At 58.0% G+C, this 15,794-nt stretch carries 11 protein-coding genes; 6 read left to right on the top strand and 5 right to left on the bottom strand.

All coding sequences use genetic code 11. The features are described from left to right. The first annotated feature begins 16 nt into the window (after nt 1–16). The 3 genes from E7738_RS16930 to E7738_RS16920 all read left to right on the top strand — a co-directional run bounded on the left by E7738_RS16930 (nt 17) and on the right by E7738_RS16920 (nt 7,292). Nucleotides 17–1,861, top strand: a complete 1,845-nt coding sequence (locus E7738_RS16930; RefSeq protein ID WP_241798733.1) for an Ig-like domain-containing protein — start codon at nt 17–19, stop codon at nt 1,859–1,861. 193 nt (nt 1,862–2,054) lie between these two features. Then, entirely contained in the window at nt 2,055–5,474 is a 3,420-nt protein-coding gene (locus tag E7738_RS16925; protein WP_394515855.1) for an Ig-like domain-containing protein, read from the top strand. A 12-nt stretch (nt 5,475–5,486) separates the two neighbouring features. After that, on the top strand, nt 5,487–7,292 hold the full coding sequence (locus tag E7738_RS16920; protein WP_241798735.1) for an Ig-like domain-containing protein: 1,806 nt from the start codon (nt 5,487–5,489) through the stop codon (nt 7,290–7,292). Between the two features lie 112 nt (nt 7,293–7,404). On the opposite strand, the gene exbD is transcribed toward E7738_RS16920, so the two are convergent. Beyond that, nucleotides 7,405–7,827, bottom strand: coding sequence for a TonB system transport protein ExbD (exbD, locus tag E7738_RS16915; RefSeq protein ID WP_058771383.1), 423 nt, complete (start codon nt 7,825–7,827; stop codon nt 7,405–7,407). A 5-nt stretch (nt 7,828–7,832) separates the two neighbouring features. Next, nucleotides 7,833–8,561: a tol-pal system-associated acyl-CoA thioesterase gene (exbB, locus tag E7738_RS16910; protein WP_031280126.1), complete on the bottom strand. Its 729-nt coding sequence runs from the start codon at nt 8,559–8,561 to the stop codon at nt 7,833–7,835. A 652-nt stretch (nt 8,562–9,213) separates the two neighbouring features. On the opposite strand from exbB, the gene metC reads away from it, so the two are divergent. Beyond that, complete coding sequence (gene metC, locus E7738_RS16905; RefSeq protein WP_021509590.1) at nt 9,214–10,404, top strand: cystathionine beta-lyase; 1,191 nt, start codon at nt 9,214–9,216, stop codon at nt 10,402–10,404. 105 nt (nt 10,405–10,509) lie between these two features. Continuing rightward, entirely contained in the window at nt 10,510–11,169 is a 660-nt protein-coding gene (locus tag E7738_RS16900; protein WP_021509591.1) for a DedA family protein, read from the top strand. 22 nt (nt 11,170–11,191) lie between these two features. Here E7738_RS16900 and E7738_RS16895 read toward each other — a convergent pair whose 3' ends face one another. Then, nucleotides 11,192–12,109 carry an AraC family transcriptional regulator gene (locus E7738_RS16895; protein ID WP_021509592.1) on the bottom strand — a complete coding sequence of 306 codons (918 nt, stop codon included), beginning with the start codon at nt 12,107–12,109 and terminating at the stop codon, nt 11,192–11,194. Nucleotides 12,110–12,314: 205 nt separating this feature from the next. On the opposite strand from E7738_RS16895, the gene dkgA reads away from it, so the two are divergent. Then, complete coding sequence (dkgA, locus tag E7738_RS16890) at nt 12,315–13,142, top strand: 2,5-didehydrogluconate reductase DkgA (protein ID WP_021509593.1); 828 nt, start codon at nt 12,315–12,317, stop codon at nt 13,140–13,142. Nucleotides 13,143–13,323: 181 nt separating this feature from the next. Here dkgA and ftsP read toward each other — a convergent pair whose 3' ends face one another. Continuing rightward, nucleotides 13,324–14,751 carry a cell division protein FtsP gene (gene ftsP, locus E7738_RS16885; RefSeq protein ID WP_394515854.1) on the bottom strand — a complete coding sequence of 476 codons (1,428 nt, stop codon included), beginning with the start codon at nt 14,749–14,751 and terminating at the stop codon, nt 13,324–13,326. A 267-nt stretch (nt 14,752–15,018) separates the two neighbouring features. After that, on the bottom strand, nt 15,019–15,756 hold the full coding sequence (locus E7738_RS16880) for a 1-acylglycerol-3-phosphate O-acyltransferase (protein ID WP_021509595.1): 738 nt from the start codon (nt 15,754–15,756) through the stop codon (nt 15,019–15,021). Nucleotides 15,757–15,794 lie beyond the last annotated feature (38 nt).

Here is a 15,794-nt window from a genome sequence, read left to right as displayed (position 1 = left end):
TTGGTGGAGAATACTTATGCTAACACCTCTCAGCTTTGACCCCTTTTCCTCCATTAATACCTTGCGAGTGGGCACACCTTATCCGCTGCTGAGCGGCAGCCTGCCGGCGCAGGCCGGTGAAATCATTGAATTCATTATCAACGATCACCGCTACAGCACGCCGATTGCCGCCGACGGCAGCTGGTCATTTCAGCCGCCGTTCTCGCTGAGCGAAGGCAGCCATGACATGGTGGCGTGCATCAGCGACAGCGGTGAGCCGCATCCGTTCTCTGTTGACGTCGCGCTCTCGGTGCCGGACAAACCGGCGATCACCGCGCTGTTTGATGACGTTGGCAGCGAAACCGGCCCGGTCGGGCGCGGTCACACCATTGATGACACCACACCCAAAGTGCAGGGCTATGCGCTGCCGGGCAGCACGGTGCGGCTGTACGATCACGACAGGCTGATTGGCAGCACCGTGGCCAGTAAAAGCGGCGAATGGTCGCTGGAGCCGCTGCTGGGCGCGGGCGGGCATCAGCTAACCGTCACCGCGACCGACGAGTTTGGCCGTGTCAGCGAACCTTCTGACCACTTTGACATCACTGTGGTTGACAGCGGACCGGTGCCACCGACCATCAGCTACGCCATTGACGATGTCGGCACCGTACAGGGCCAGCTCGCCAGCGGTTCCACCACCGACGACTTCTCGCCGCTGATCGTGGGCCGCGCGGAGCCGAACAGCATCGTTTATCTGTTCGCGCAGAACGATCACGGCGGCATCGGCTATAAAGGCAGCGTCAAGACCGATGCCAACGGCGACTGGGTGATTCAGTCGCGCGCGATGATCAGCGGTGACGGCATCTACACCTTCTATGCCTCCTACGAGAACAGCAAAGACGACTACCGCCCGGATTTCAGCCTTAATATGTCGGCGCTGGAAAATCTGCGTCCGGCTATCGACTGCGCGCGTGACGATACCGGCGCCCATACCGGCCAGGTGTACCATCGCGGCACCACCGACGATAAAACGCCGGTGCTGGAAGGTCGTGGTGCGCCGGGCAGCATCGTTGAGATTGAGTACAACCTGAGTAACAGCGGCTGGCACAGCGCGGGCAGCGTGACGGTCGATGCGCAGGGCAACTGGCAGTTCGCCGGCTTCGAACTCACCTATTTTGGCGAATGGGGTTTCCGCTCGCGCGGCGTGGCCGATGGCAAAGCCAGCGCGTGGAGCGATAAGTTCGAGTTGCTGGTGATCCCCGGCGCGCCGCTGGAACCGACCATCGACTACGCCTGGGACAACGCGGGCCCGCTGCAGGGGCCGGTTTATCAGCACGACTCAACCGATGACACCACGCCAACGCTGCACGGCAGCGGCACGCCGGGCCAGGTGATTGAGATCGAATATGGCGTGCAGGGTGAAGGCTTGCGCCACGCCGGCAGCGTGCTGGTCGATGCCGACGGCAAGTGGAGCTTCACCTCGCCGTATCTGCATCAGCCTGGCGTGTGGGAATATCAGGCGCGCGCCTCGACCGGCGAGATGAAGAGCAACTGGAGCAGCAAATTCGTGCTCGACGTCAGCCCGGACGCCGCGTTCGATCAGCAGGCGCAGGATGAAGCCCAGCCGGACGCGCTGACGCTGCACCAACTGCTGAGTGAAGGTGGCACAGGGCTGTTCATTGAGGATGACAGCACCCAGCTGCTGGTGAACGGCAAGCCGGGCGACAGCGTGCAGCTGCAGGATATTCTGCCGGAAGGCGAAGCGGTCGATGGCTGGACGCAGCAGACTGGCACCCTGACCATCGCCGGTACGCAATATCACGTCTGGAGCCACGGCGACGCCGAACTGCTGGTGCAGGACGGCGTACAACTGCAACTGGTGTAACCCCCGATGCCGTGCGCGCAGCACGGCATCACCCTGCCCTCTTTCCCCCGGCTTTTCACCCGTTCGGACTTTTCTCCCTTCGGGACAGGTCTCATACAGCGTTTTACGTCATCTATTACAAAATGCGCACTTTATAACAAGGCGCAGCGGGCTTTGCTGCAATAGACCCAACGTAAAACACAGGAAAAACTCCATGTATCTGTTTGATTTTAAAGAGGTGAAGTACCTCGAGCGCGACACCAACACCCCAACCTTCTCCGGCATCATCAATTCAGAAGTGGGCAAAGGCGGCCAGGTAATGATTACGCTTGGCGACAGGAATTTCTTTGTCGACATCAACCCGCAGGACGGCAGCTGGAAGTGGACGCCACCGGAAGCGCTGGCCAACGGTGAATACAGCCTCTCCTTTATGACCATCGATACCGCCGGTAACCTCAGCACGCCGACGCAGCGCACGCTGATAGTCGACACCACGCCGCCGGCCGCACCGACGCTGCTCAACCTGTACGACGATCAGGGCGCCATCACCGGCAGCTTTGACGCCGGTAAAATGACTGATGACCGCCGCCCGACCCTGACCGGCATCGCCGAAAAGGGCACCGTGGTGTATCTGAAAGAGGGCAACACCGTGATCGGCAGCGCCAAAGCCGATGAGAAAACTGGCCTGTGGACGCTGGAGCCGACGGTGGATCTGGCGGATGGTCGTCACAACCTGACGCTGGTGGCTGCGGAAACCTTCGCCGGTAAGGTGCGTGAGGGCAAAGTATCCGATGAGTTTAACATTACTATCGGAAAAGACGGCGACGTGCCGAGCGATCCGGGCGGCGTGGCCAAAATCATTGAGGCGATCGACAATGCCGGCAGCCTGACCGGCTCACTGAAAAGCGGCGGCATCACCGACGACACTACGCCAGAGCTGCGCGGCAGTGCGCCGGAAGGCAGCGTGGTGCGTATTCAGTACCGTAACGATAAAGGTGAATGGATCGACGGCGGCAATGCGGTGATGAACGGCACCAGCTGGAGCTGGACGCTAAACCCGGCGCTGGGTGCCGGTAACTGGGAGTTCCGCGCCAACGCCGGCAGCGGCTGGACCGACGAATTCAAGCTGGATATCGATCTCGCACCGGCAGCAAAAACGGAAATCACCCACGCTTACGATGACTTTGGCCCGTTCACCGGCACGCTGGGCAACGGCGCGATTACCGATGACCGCACGCCAAACCTGCACGGCCGCGCCGAATCTAACAGCCTGGTATATATCCACTATCGCAACGTGCTGGGCGCATGGGAACTGCTGGACAGTGTGACTGCTGGCGCCGATGGCCGCTGGGAGTATGAGACTGACCGTCTTTCTCCGGGGACATATGAGTTCCAGGCGGGAACGTCTGGCACGCGTGATACGAACGGTAAACCATTTGGGCTGCAGATTGCGGCGCCGGGCAGCGTCGCACCAGAAATCTCTATGGCCTGGGATGATGTGGGCAAAATTACCGGTGAGGTGAAATCGGGCGGACTGACCAATGATACTCAGCCGGAGCTGCGCGGCAGTGCCGAGGCGAATGCGGTTGTGCAGGTTGAGTACTCACGCGACGGCAAAACCTGGCATAGCGGGTCAACGGTTGCGGATGCGAATGGCCGCTGGTCGTTTACGCCAAAAGACGAGCTGGAATATGGTAACTGGGATTTCAGAGCGAAAACCACCAATGGCAACAGCTATAGTGCAGATTATGCGCTGCGAGTTGTTGAACATGAAGTAATAGTTAAATCTTATGATTTTGAATCAATAATTCCAGGAGACATGACTAAAGATTTCATTTATGGCGATCTCAACTTCAAATTCAATAATCAGGAAAAGGTGAAAACCCGCATTGAAGATAATGCTATTTATGGGAAAAGCCTTATCATTGACAATATGAATCTCAATATAGAAACCGTCCAGAAAATAATGTTAGCTGAAAAAATTAACTATTTTGAACTAACTGCCATAGACTGGGAGGGAGCTGATTCATACGTTAGCTTTTATGATGCTAATGGTAGAGAGATTGGCCGCGTATACGCCACTGATACACGTAATGAAGCCCGTGAAGTGCTACGCTTCTTCTCCGGTGAGATTGAAATAAGTTATGTTGAGCTTCATTTAAAAAGCGCAAGAAATGTTTTTGGGATTGACAACATCATAACAAAACGTTACGCGAATGATGATATCACACATGGTAGCCATGGCTTTGAAGCTTTCGATAGCTATGAAGCAGCATATAAATTCCCTCTGGGCAAAGCAGATAAACTCGGCAGTGGTTTGATTTTCAAAACCGTGAAAGGCACTGAAGCAGAGGTTTATGACAATGCCAAGTCAAAATCCTACAAATCATTATATTTTAAAAACAACTCCACCTATGAAATAACTTTTGAACCAACCGATAAAATATCATTTGATTATCACAACGTTTTTTACTCTAACCGTCATAAAATCAAGATTTTTTCTACTTCTGGTGAGTTACTCTTTGAAGAATCACTAAAATCTGTCGGTGTTGACTACAGTAAGTTTGAGTATGTTGCACAAACAGGGAAATCAATTTCACATATTGAATTTATTGTTGGAGATGATTCCGGTGTTGAAAACACTGTAGATGGTGGGTTTACCATCGATCACATCGCATGGGGGGTAAACATCGACTCCGGCCTGGAATCATTCGATCAATATGCCGTTGACTACAAGTTCGACATGACCCGGGTTAACACACTATCTGGTGGCGTTAAATTTTCCGGAAAAGCACATCCAGATTCAGTCTCAAAATTAGATCAAGCCAGAGTTTCTAATGGCAAAGGTGAATATCGTGCATTTTTATTAGGCGATAACTCTACTTACACGTATGACTTTGGCAGCACGGATAAGGTCGAATTTGCGCTGAGCTCGGTACAATCAGCTAACCAGCATGAAATTATTGTTTACTCAACAACCGGTGAAATTCTTTACCGTGAAATGATTACAACCGTAGGTTACCGTACTGACACATCCCCTGACACCTATCAGTTTATCGCACCGCCGGGTAAAAAAATCGGTCATATCGATTTAGTGCTGGGTCAGGAAACCACACCAGACGACAATGATGCTGGTTTTTATATTGATGACATCAAATGGGGCGAATACGTCCATCCGGAAATCAACACCAACGGCGGCAAACTGTACCTGTTTGACGAAAACGATCTCTATGATCCGATCCAGGTTTTCGACGCCGATAATCAGCTCTATCAGCTGCTGGTCGACAGCGAAGATCAAACGGTGATTTTTGCCGACCAGGTGGAGGACGGCAGCAAAACCAGCGTGATCCAGATGGACAACGCCGGCAATAACGCTCTGACGCTCAGCCTGCAGGATGTGCTCAGGCACGGCAGTGAGAACCTGGCGATTGATGATGCCACTAAGCAAATTATCGTCAACGGCAACCAGGGCGACACCGTGCGCCTCGAAGACATCCTGCCAGAGGGCAGTGAGCAGAACGGCTGGGCCGAGCAGGCTGGAACCGTCACCATTGCCGGCACCCAGTACCACGTCTGGAGCAACGGCGACGCTGAGCTGCTGGTGCAGGACGGCGTGAAAACCGAGCTGGTGTAAGGGAGAGCTATCATGAACCAGATTCTTAATGCATCTTACCGCTACACCGACGACCCGCGCCGCGGCTACAGCGGCACCAGTCCGCAGGCGCGCAACGGCTTTGCGGAAATCGTCATCGACGGCAACAAGCCGTACACAGTCAGTGTCGGCCCGGACGGCCGCTGGAGCTGGACGCCGCCCGCCGACTGGACGCCGGGCGAACACATCGTGTCGGTGCGCATGATTGATGCCGCCGGCAACATCGGTGACCCCGCCCAGTTCATCCAGGTGGTCGACTACACGGCGCCGGACGCGCCGCGCCTACTCAATATGTACGATGACCAGGGCGATATCACCGGCAGCTTCGACGCCGGACGCATGACCGACGATCGCCGCCCTACCCTGACCGGCGTCGCCGAAAAGGGCACGGTGGTGTACCTCAAAGAGGGCGATACGGTGATTGGCAGCGCGCAGGCCGACGCCATCACCGGTATCTGGACGCTGGAGCCGGACGCCGACCTGAGCGACGGCACCCATCAGCTGACGCTGGTGGCGGTCGAAACCTTTAACGGCAAGCTGCGCGAGGGCGAACCTTCTGCGCCGTTTGAGCTGCTGATTGGCCGCGACGGGTCTGCCGCCACGGTGATTTCCCACGCGGTGGATGATGCCGGCCCGGTCACCGGTTCGCTGCTGAGCGGCGCGCTCACCGACGACGCCACGCCGCAGCTGCACGGCAGCGCCCCGGCGGGCAGCACGGTTTTCGTGCAGTACCGCAACGCCAGCGGCGAGTGGGTTGACGGCGGCGCGGCGCAGATGGACGGCACCCGCTGGAGCTGGACGCCACCGGCTGAGCTGGACGCCGGCAACTGGGAGTTCCGCGCCGGTCAGGAAGGCAGCTGGAGCGACAGCTTTACGCTCGACATCGCCTTCGCCGGCAGCGACGCGCTGCACGCCACGCTGACCCACGCCACTGACGACTTTGGCCCGGTCACTGGCACGCTGCTGAGCGGCGCGCTTACCGATGACACCACGCCAACCCTGAGCGGGCGCGGCGAAGCCAACAGCACCGTGGTGGTGCGCTACGGTGCCTTCGGCGAGTTCACCCATTCAGCGGTGGTAACGGTGGGCGCGGACAGCAACTGGAGCTTCACGCCGCCGGCGCTGGAGTACGGCGTCTGGTCGTTTGCCGCGCAGGCGCAGGGCGACAGCCAGTGGAGCGATACCTTCGAGCTGGTCCTGATGCCGGGCGGCCAGCACTCGCCAGAAATCCTCAGAGTGTACGATGACGTGGCGCTGTATATCGGCGAAGTCAGCAACGGCGGCATCACTAATGACCGCCAGCCGGAGCTGAGCGGCGTCGCCGAAGCTAACAGCGTGCTCAACGTCTACGACGGCAGCACGCTGATCGGCAGCGTGCAGGTCGGCGCAGACGGCAACTGGCGCTTTATCACGCCAGAGCTCAGCGATGACTCGCACAGCCTCAGCGTCAGCTACGGCGCTTACGGCGCTGGCCTGCCGGCGTACAGCATCGTCGTGGACGCCACGCCACCGGGCGAGGTGGAAATCAACGCGCTCGCCCCGCTCGGCCTGACGCTCAGCGACGTGGTGGAAGCCGGTCAGCAGGGCCTGTTCATTGACGACGGCAAAACCCAGCTGCGCGTCAGCGGCCAGGCCGGCGACAGCGTGCAGCTTAGCGACATCCTGCCGGAAGGCGAAGCGGTCAGCGGCTGGACGCAGCAAACCGGCACCGTGACCATCGCTGGCAACCAGTACCATGTGTTCAGCCACGGCGACGCGGAACTGCTGGTGCAGGACGGCGTAACGGTGAATCTGGTTTAACCGCGGTTCGCCACCGCATAATGACATGGCGGCCTGCTCTGGCCGCCATAATAAAAAAGGTCGTCATGAATGACGACCCTACAGATATGGTGCTGGTATTACGCCGGTGAAACTATTTCTTCACCGTCTCCATGCCCATCAAACCAATCTTCAGATAACCCGCTTCACGCAGCTGATCCATCACCGACATCAGCGTTTCATAATCGACTGATTTGTCCGCCTGGAAGAAGATGGTTGTCTCTTTGTTACCTTCGGTTTGCGCGGTGAGTGCGTTTACCAGCGTATCTTTGGTCACCGCATCGTTACCGATGTAGATCTGTTTATCCGCTTTGATCGACAGATAAACCGGCTTCTCCGGACGCGGCTGCGGCGCGCTGGTGGAAGCAGGCAGATTGACGCGCACATCCACCGTGGCGAGTGGCGCAGCGACCATGAAGATGATCAGCAGCACCAGCATGACGTCGATAAACGGCGTCACGTTGATTTCGTGCATTTCGCCATCGCCGACCGCATCATCGTTTAAACGCATCGCCATAATACTTATCCTACGCGCAGTTTCTGGGCCGCCGCCGGACGGTTAACTTCTTTTGCGGTATCGACGTTGCCGAGGTCCAGATCGCGGCTCTGCAGCAGCAGTACCTGCGCCGCCACGTCGCCCAGTGAGGCTTTGTAGCTGGCAATCATGCGGGCAAAGACGTTATAGATCACCACCGCCGGGATTGCCGCTACCAGGCCAATCGCCGTCGCCAGCAGCGCTTCCGCGATGCCCGGTGCCACCACCGCGAGGTTGGTGGTCTGGGTTTTCGCGATACCAATAAAGCTGTTCATGATGCCCCACACGGTGCCGAACAGACCGATAAACGGGGCGACGGAACCGATGGTGGCGAGGAAACCATTACCGCGACCAGCGTGGCGGCTGAAGCCTGCAACGCGACGCTCAAGGCGGAAGCTGGTGCGCTCTTTAATGCCGTCGAGGTCTTCACTGCCGGCAGAGAGTTCCAGTTCGTTACGCGTGTCGGCGAGCAGCACAGCACTGTGGCTATTGGCTTTGAAGTTTTCGGCCGCGCGATACGCGTCATTCAGTGAGCGCGCTTCGCCCAGCGCCAGCTGTTCACGCTTCAGGCGACGTTTCGCCCCGCTCAGCTCCGCGTATTTGCCAAAGAAAATCGCCCAGGTAACGACCGAGGCCAGCAACAGGCCGATCATCACAATTTTTACCACGATATCGGCATGCTGATACATGCCCCAAACGGAGAGGTCCGTTTGCATCAAGTCACTGGCTACCACGCTGCGTCTCCGACTTCTGTTGCACCGTTCACGATTGAAGCGCGGATCATAGCAAAAAAACCGACCGAAGTGATAGTGGTTCTCATTACTATTTACAAAGCTGTAACCCGCTGAATTGATACGGCGCAATGTTTAGCGCGATAAATCGCGCCGCTACGGTTGGGTGCGGTTTGTGGGATGCAGCAGCAGGCACGGTTGCGCGATGAATTGTGCGGCTACGGTTCGGTGCGATTTGCGGAATTGAGCAACAGGCACGGTTGCGCGATGAATCGCGCCGCTACGGTTCGGTGCGATTTGCGGAATGGAGCAACAGACACAGTTGCGCGATGAATCGCGCCGCTACGATTTGGTGCGATTTGCGGGATGGAGCAACAGGCACGGTTGCGCGATAAATCGCGCCGCTACGGTTAGATGCGGTTTGCGGAATGGTGCAACTGGCATGGACGAACATCCCGCACGGGTTGTAGCGGCGCAATTTATTGCGCTTTGCTTTTCCGCCGCGTAATAAAAGCCACAACCAGCCTCTTTCCATGATTGTGCTGGCGTCACTCTGATATTCGGCAAACGGGCTCAACCCCGCGCCGCGATTCGTGGTAAGTTGGATGCTTTGTGAGACGTGTCAGGAAAGGCAGTGATGGCAACGAAAAAAATTGATACCCGGCTTGTCACCGCGGGACGCAGCAAACGTTACACTCAGGGCTCGGTTAACAGCGTCATTCAGCGCGCATCCTCACTGGTTTTTGACTCCGTCGCGGACAAACAACGCGCCACCGCCGGACGCGCCAGCGGTGAACTGTTTTATGGCCGGCGCGGCACCCTCACCCATTTTTCCTTCCAGGATGCGATGACCGAACTGGAAGGCGGCGCCGGCTGCGTGCTCTATCCGTGCGGTGCGGCCGCGGTCGCCAATGCCATCCTCGCGTTTGTCACCAGCGGCGATCACATTCTGGTCAGCGGCGCGGTGTACGAACCCACCCAGGATTTTTGCACCAAAATTCTCGCGAAGCTTAACGTCACTACCACCTGGTTTGATCACTGCATCGGCAGTGAAATCGGCGAGCTGGTGCAGCCGAACACCCGCGTGGTGTTCCTTGAATCACCGGCTTCCATCACCATGGAAGTGCAGGACATTCCGGCAATTGTCGCGGCGGTGCGCGCCAAAGCACCAGACGCGGTGATCATGATTGATAATACCTGGGCGGCGGGCGTGCTGTTTAACGCGCTGGAGCATGGCATCGACATTTCGATCCAGGCCGGCACCAAATACATCATCGGCCACAGCGATGCGATGATCGGCACTGCGGTGGCCAACGAACGCTGCTGGGCGCAGCTGCGCGAAAACTCCTATCTAATGGGCCAGATGGTGGATGCAGACACCGCGTACATGGCCAGCCGCGGCCTGCGCACGCTGGCTACGCGTCTGCGTCAGCACGAAGAGAGCGGCCTGCGCGTGGCCGAATGGCTGGCGGCACAGCCGGAAGTGGCGCGCGTCAACCATCCGGCGCTGGCGCAGTGCAAAGGCCACGAATTCTGGCGGCGCGACTTCAGCGGCAGCAGCGGGCTGTTCTCATTCATCCTGCATGAAAAACTCACCCCGGCGCAGCTGGCAAATTATCTCGATCGCTTCCACCATTTCAGTATGGCCTACTCGTGGGGCGGCTTTGAATCGCTGATTCTGGCGAACCAGCCGGAAGAGCTGGCGGCAATTCGTCCGGCGGGCGGCGTGGATTTTGACGGCACGCTGGTGCGTCTGCATATCGGGCTCGAGCACGTTGACGATCTGCTGGATGACCTGAAAGCCGGTTTTGCCCGCCTGAAAGCGTAAAAAGATAAACCAAACTTAAACCATCCGGTGCGGCGTAGCGGAGATCAACGATTACGCCGTCCCGGACGGTTAAAATACAAGCCTTGTGACTCGATGGGATAGCTGATGGGTGTTTTACATGAGATTGTCCAGGCGCTGTGGCATCAGGATTTTGCCGCGCTGGCCAATCCGGATGTAGTGTGGATTGTCTACGGCGTGATGTTTCTGACGCTGTTCCTGGAAAACGGTTTGCTGCCTGCCTCGTTCCTGCCCGGCGACAGCCTGCTGCTGCTGGCAGGCGCGATGATCGCCAAAGGCGTGATGGATTTTGTGCCGACCATGGTGATTCTGACCACCGCTGCCAGCCTCGGCTGCTGGCTGAGCTATCTGCAGGGGCGCTGGCTTGGTAATACTAAAATCGTCAAAAGCTGGCTGATGCATTTGCCAGCGCAGTACCATCAGCGCGCCTGGCACCTGTTCAACCGCCACGGCCTGATGGCACTGCTGGTTGGCCGCTTTCTGGCCTTTGTGCGTACGCTGCTGCCCACCATGGCGGGCATTTCGGGTTTGCAGAACGGGCGTTTTCAGTTCTTCAACTGGCTGAGCGGCGCGCTGTGGGTCGGGATTGTGGTGGCGATGGGCTATGGCATCAGCCAGGTGCCGTTTATCAAGCGCCACGAAGATCAGGTGATGGCGATCCTGATGGTGCTGCCTATTGTGCTGCTGTTTCTCGGCCTCGGCGGCAGCATTGTGGTGATCTGGAAAAAGCGTCGCCAGAAAGCCTGAGCCTCTGTAAAGCGCCGCCGCTTCAGGCGGCGTCAAACGGCAGCAGCGCCCCGGTCTGGCGCGCGCGGCTCGCCTCTTCTCCCGGCGTCACGCCAAAGTACCGTTTAAACTCCCGCGAAAACTGTGACGGGCTTTCATAGCCGACGCGCACGGCGGCGGCGCTGGCCTTCAGCCCATCCTGCAGCATCATTAACCGCGCCTGATGCAGCCGGTAACGCTTGAGATATTGCAGCGGCGACGTCTGGGTCACCGCCTTAAAGTTATGGTGAAACGCCGAGACGCTCATGTTGACCTCCGCCGCCAGCATTTCCACGCTCAGGCTTTCGGCAAAGTGATTCTCGATGCGGCGCAGCGCCCGGGCCACCTGGCTGAACTGCGTCTGGCGATTGACCAGCGACAGCAGCGCGCCGCCAATCGGCCCGGTCAGTACGTAATAGATGATTTCACGCACCAGCTGCGGGCCGAGCACGCGGGCGTCACGCGGTTTATCCATCACATCCAGCAGCCGTTCCGCGGCGCACAGCATCTCCTCGCTAAGAAACGCAGAGTGAATGCCGGAGGTTTGCGGCTGAGGCTGAAACTGCTCGTCATCGCCAATGCTTAACAGCAGATCCTGCAAACTGGCCGGATCCACGGTGAGACTCATGCCGGCCAGCGGCTGCTGCGGCGTGGCGTCAGTTTCGCACTCCACCGGCAGCGTGACGGTGAGCATCAGATATTTGGTGGCGTCGTAGCGAAACACCGTGCTGCCGAGGTAGCCGGTTTTGTGTCCCTGAAACAGGATCACGATGCCCGCCGGATACAACATCGGCGTACGAGGCAGCGGTTCCTCTGCGTAGATTAACCGCACGTTTTCCACCGCACACAGCGGCTTTTGTGGCTCGCGCATCAGCGTGATCACGCGCTGCGCCAGCTGGCGGCAAAGGGCATCGTTCGGCATGGCACTCTCTCGGGCAGCAAAAAACGCAGTGTGCCGCATTGCTGCATAAAGCTCCAGATGGCTGGAGAATCAGGCAAGATTTTTGCAGGATTGCACCGGGCGAAAGTGCCGTTCGGTTGCCACAATGATCCTCAGGTCAGGTTTGTTGACTAGACTTAAGCACATCGTTTCTACGGTAAGTCACTGCAACCGATAAGGAGTCACTATGGCAGAGCAACCCCGGATTAAACTGCACGACGGCAACATGATGCCGCAACTCGGCCTTGGCGTCTGGCAGGCCAGCATTGATGAAGCGCGCAACGCGGTGCTGGAAGCACTGAAGGTCGGCTATCGCTCCATCGATACCGCCGCCGCGTATAAAAATGAAGAGGCGATTGGCCAGGCGCTGCAGGAAACCGACGTGGCGCGCGATGAGATCTTTATCACCACCAAACTGTGGAATGATGACCAGCAGAACGTTGAACAGGCGATGGAGACCAGCCTGAAGAAGCTGCAGCTGGAGCAGGTGGACCTGTATCTGATGCACTGGCCGTGTCCGCAGAAAGATCACTACGTCGATGCGTGGAAGAAAATGGTGGAACTGCAGCAGCAGGGCCTGGCGAAAAGCATCGGCGTGTGTAACTTCCATGAAGCGCACCTCAAGCGGCTGATTGATGAAACCGGCGTGTCGCCGGTGGTGAATCAGATTGAACTACATCCGATGCTGCAGCAGCGCACGCTGCATGCGTGGAATGCGCTGCATCAGATTCAGACCGAGTCGTGGAGCCCACTGGCGCAGGGCGGTGAAGGCGTGTTTGATCAGGAGATCATTCGCGAGCTGGCGAAGAAGTACAGTAAGACGCCGGCACAGATTGTAATTCGCTGGCATCTGGACAGCGGCCTGGTGGTGATTCCGAAGTCGGTGACGCCGGCACGCATTCAGGAGAACTTCCAGGTGTTTGATTTCCGGCTGGATAAGTCAGAAGTGAGCGAGATCGCGAAGCTGGATAAAGGCAAGCGACTGGGACCGGATCCGGAAGAGTTTAATGGGTGACGTGGGTTAAGGATGCGATGGGTGAAGGGTGCGGTTTGCCCCCTCACCCCGGCCCTCTCCCGCACGCGGGAGAGGGAGATGTCCGCGCGAATCTGAAGCGGTGTGCCTGTGGGTAATACGGCACAAAACGGTTCCCTCTCCCGCTGGCGGGAGAGGGTTAGGGTGAGGGGAACCACGCACCTCACCCGACCGGATTCACCACCATCTGCCCTGCCGTGCCGCGGTCGGCGAGCTCCAGCGTCTGGCTGTAATAGACAAACGGGAAATGCTCTGACGAACTCTGCGGGAAACTCACCAGCAGTTCGACATCACCGTCCACCCAGACCGTATCTTTCCAGCCGCGATCTTCTCCCATCGACTGCGCGCCGTTGACGCTCTTAATCAGGAACATCACGCCCTGAATATGCAGCGACTGCGGACGGTCGGCGTGAATGATCCAGCGCTCAAAGGTGCCCTGCTGCACCGTAGTATCGATGCGATTCATGTCCCACAGCACACCGTTAATCCCTGGCGTGCCGTCGCCGAGGCGGAATTCACGCGTGCGCACCGCCACGCCATCGAGAATCTGATCCGCCAGCAGGCGCATCGGCAGGTTGTCGGTCACCAGCGGCAGCAGGCCGGTCGGGCGCAGCGTCAGCACCAGCGTATTGGTCAGAATCGATGACGGCTCAAACAGCCCGCGCAGACGATCCATGATGCCTGCCGCCGTGCCTGCGGTGATCGACACTTCATCGCCCTGCGACATATCCACCAGCACTTCGCGGCGTTCGCCCGGTGCGAGCGACAGCGTTTGCACCGCTACCGGCGCGGGCAGGAAGCCCTGATCGCTGGCGATCACCGTAAACGGCCGGTTGTCGCTAAAGCTGAGATCGAAACGGCGCGCATTGGCCGCATTCAGCAGGCGCAAACGCACCCAGCCGCGCGACACTTCGACATACGGGTTTTGCACGCCGTTAACCAGCAGCGTATCGCCAAGGAAACCACCGTCCGACGGTGGGTTATAAACCGGCGTGGCAAAGTTATCGAGGCGCTTGTCCTGAATAATCAGCGGGAAATCATCGACGCCATAATGCTTCGGCAGCGGCAGCGCTTTGCTGATGTCATCTTCGATCAGCCACATGCCTGCCAGGCCGTTATAGACGTGCGGCGCCATGCGACTCGGCGTGTTGGCGTGATACCACAGCGTGGCTGCGCCCTGACGAATCGGCAGCACCGGTGCCCAGTCTACGCCGGCGGACATCATGCGCGGCGCACCGCCCATCAGCGCGCCCGGCACCTGCAAACCGCTGACGGTCATCGCTACCGGTTCATTGAGGCGGTTGCTGTAGATCAGTTTGACATCATCGCCGCTGTAAACGCGCACTGTCGGGCCAAGGTACAGGCCGTTAATGCCCCACACCGGCACTTTGTTGCTGTTGCCGTTGAAGGACCAGTGGCTGCGCTGCAGCGTGAGGAACAGCGGCTGACCGCGGCGTGATTCGATCAGCGGCGGCACCGGCAAAGGCACATCGCCCAATGGCGCGGCGGCGCGGGCGGCGTAAGGCATAACGCTGGAAGCCAGCGCCATACCGGCAGAAAGCTGAATAAACTGACGTCTGCTGCAAGACATAAAACTTCAGACCTTTTGAGCGTGGCGTGAAGACGCCGTGTCCATGTTGTTATTTTTAATCGTGTTGTGAAGCGCCCGACAGGCGCGGCTGTGTGTCCGGGTCAGGTCAGTGCGCATCCGGGACGCGGTGCGCATGAATGCGCACCCTACAAACGGCGAGACCTGCTGCATATCAATGCGCACCCTACAAATGGCGGGATCCGCAACAAATCAATGCACCCGACAGATCGAGCCATGGCGCGCTGCGGGTGAGCCATTTTTTGCCGGCTAGATTTTACCGTTTTTTTCGCGTTCGGCGACTTCAGCGTTCAACTCTTCCAGCTTAGCAGACATTAATTCACGGCAGTGGGTCGCCAGTTTACGTACCGACGTGGTTTCAAACTGCGTGGTATCCACTGGCGGCAGCATTTCTACGATCACTAAGCCATTGTTCCAGCGATTCAGTTTGATTTTGCCGTGGGTGTTAGAGACCACCACCGGGATGATCGGCACGCCCGCCGCCACCGCCGCATGGAACGCGCCGGTCTTGAACGGCAGCAGACCGCGTCCGCGGCTGCGCGTCCCTTCCGGGAACATCCAGAAGGAAATTTTCTTCTTTTTAAACTGCGCCACCAGCTCGCCGATGGTGCCGTGCGCTTTGGCGCGGTTATCGCGGTCAATCAGCAGGTTACCGGTCAGCCAGTAAAGCTGGCCGAAGAACGGGATCCACAGCAGGCTTTTCTTGCCCACCGTGACCGTGGTCGGCTGCACGATATTGGCGGCGGTAATCATGTCGTAGTTGTTCTGATGGTTAGCGATGTAAATCGCGTTGCCGTAGCTTTCGGCATCAGCCGGTTTACGCAGTTCGACTTTGACGCCAAACACCGTCGACAGACGACCAAACATGTGACCAAAGGTCGCCACGTGGCGCGGATTACGCGGTGAAAACAGACACCAGATGCTGCCAAATATACAAACCAGAATCGAATAAATCACAACGATCAACGTGCGTAAAATTAGTAACATAGCTTCCTCAAATGTGGCAGTCCTTCGCCTTTTCAGTC

This window comes from Pantoea sp. SGAir0430 (assembly GCF_043549295.1).
This window is presented reverse-complemented; position numbering and strand designations above follow the sequence as displayed.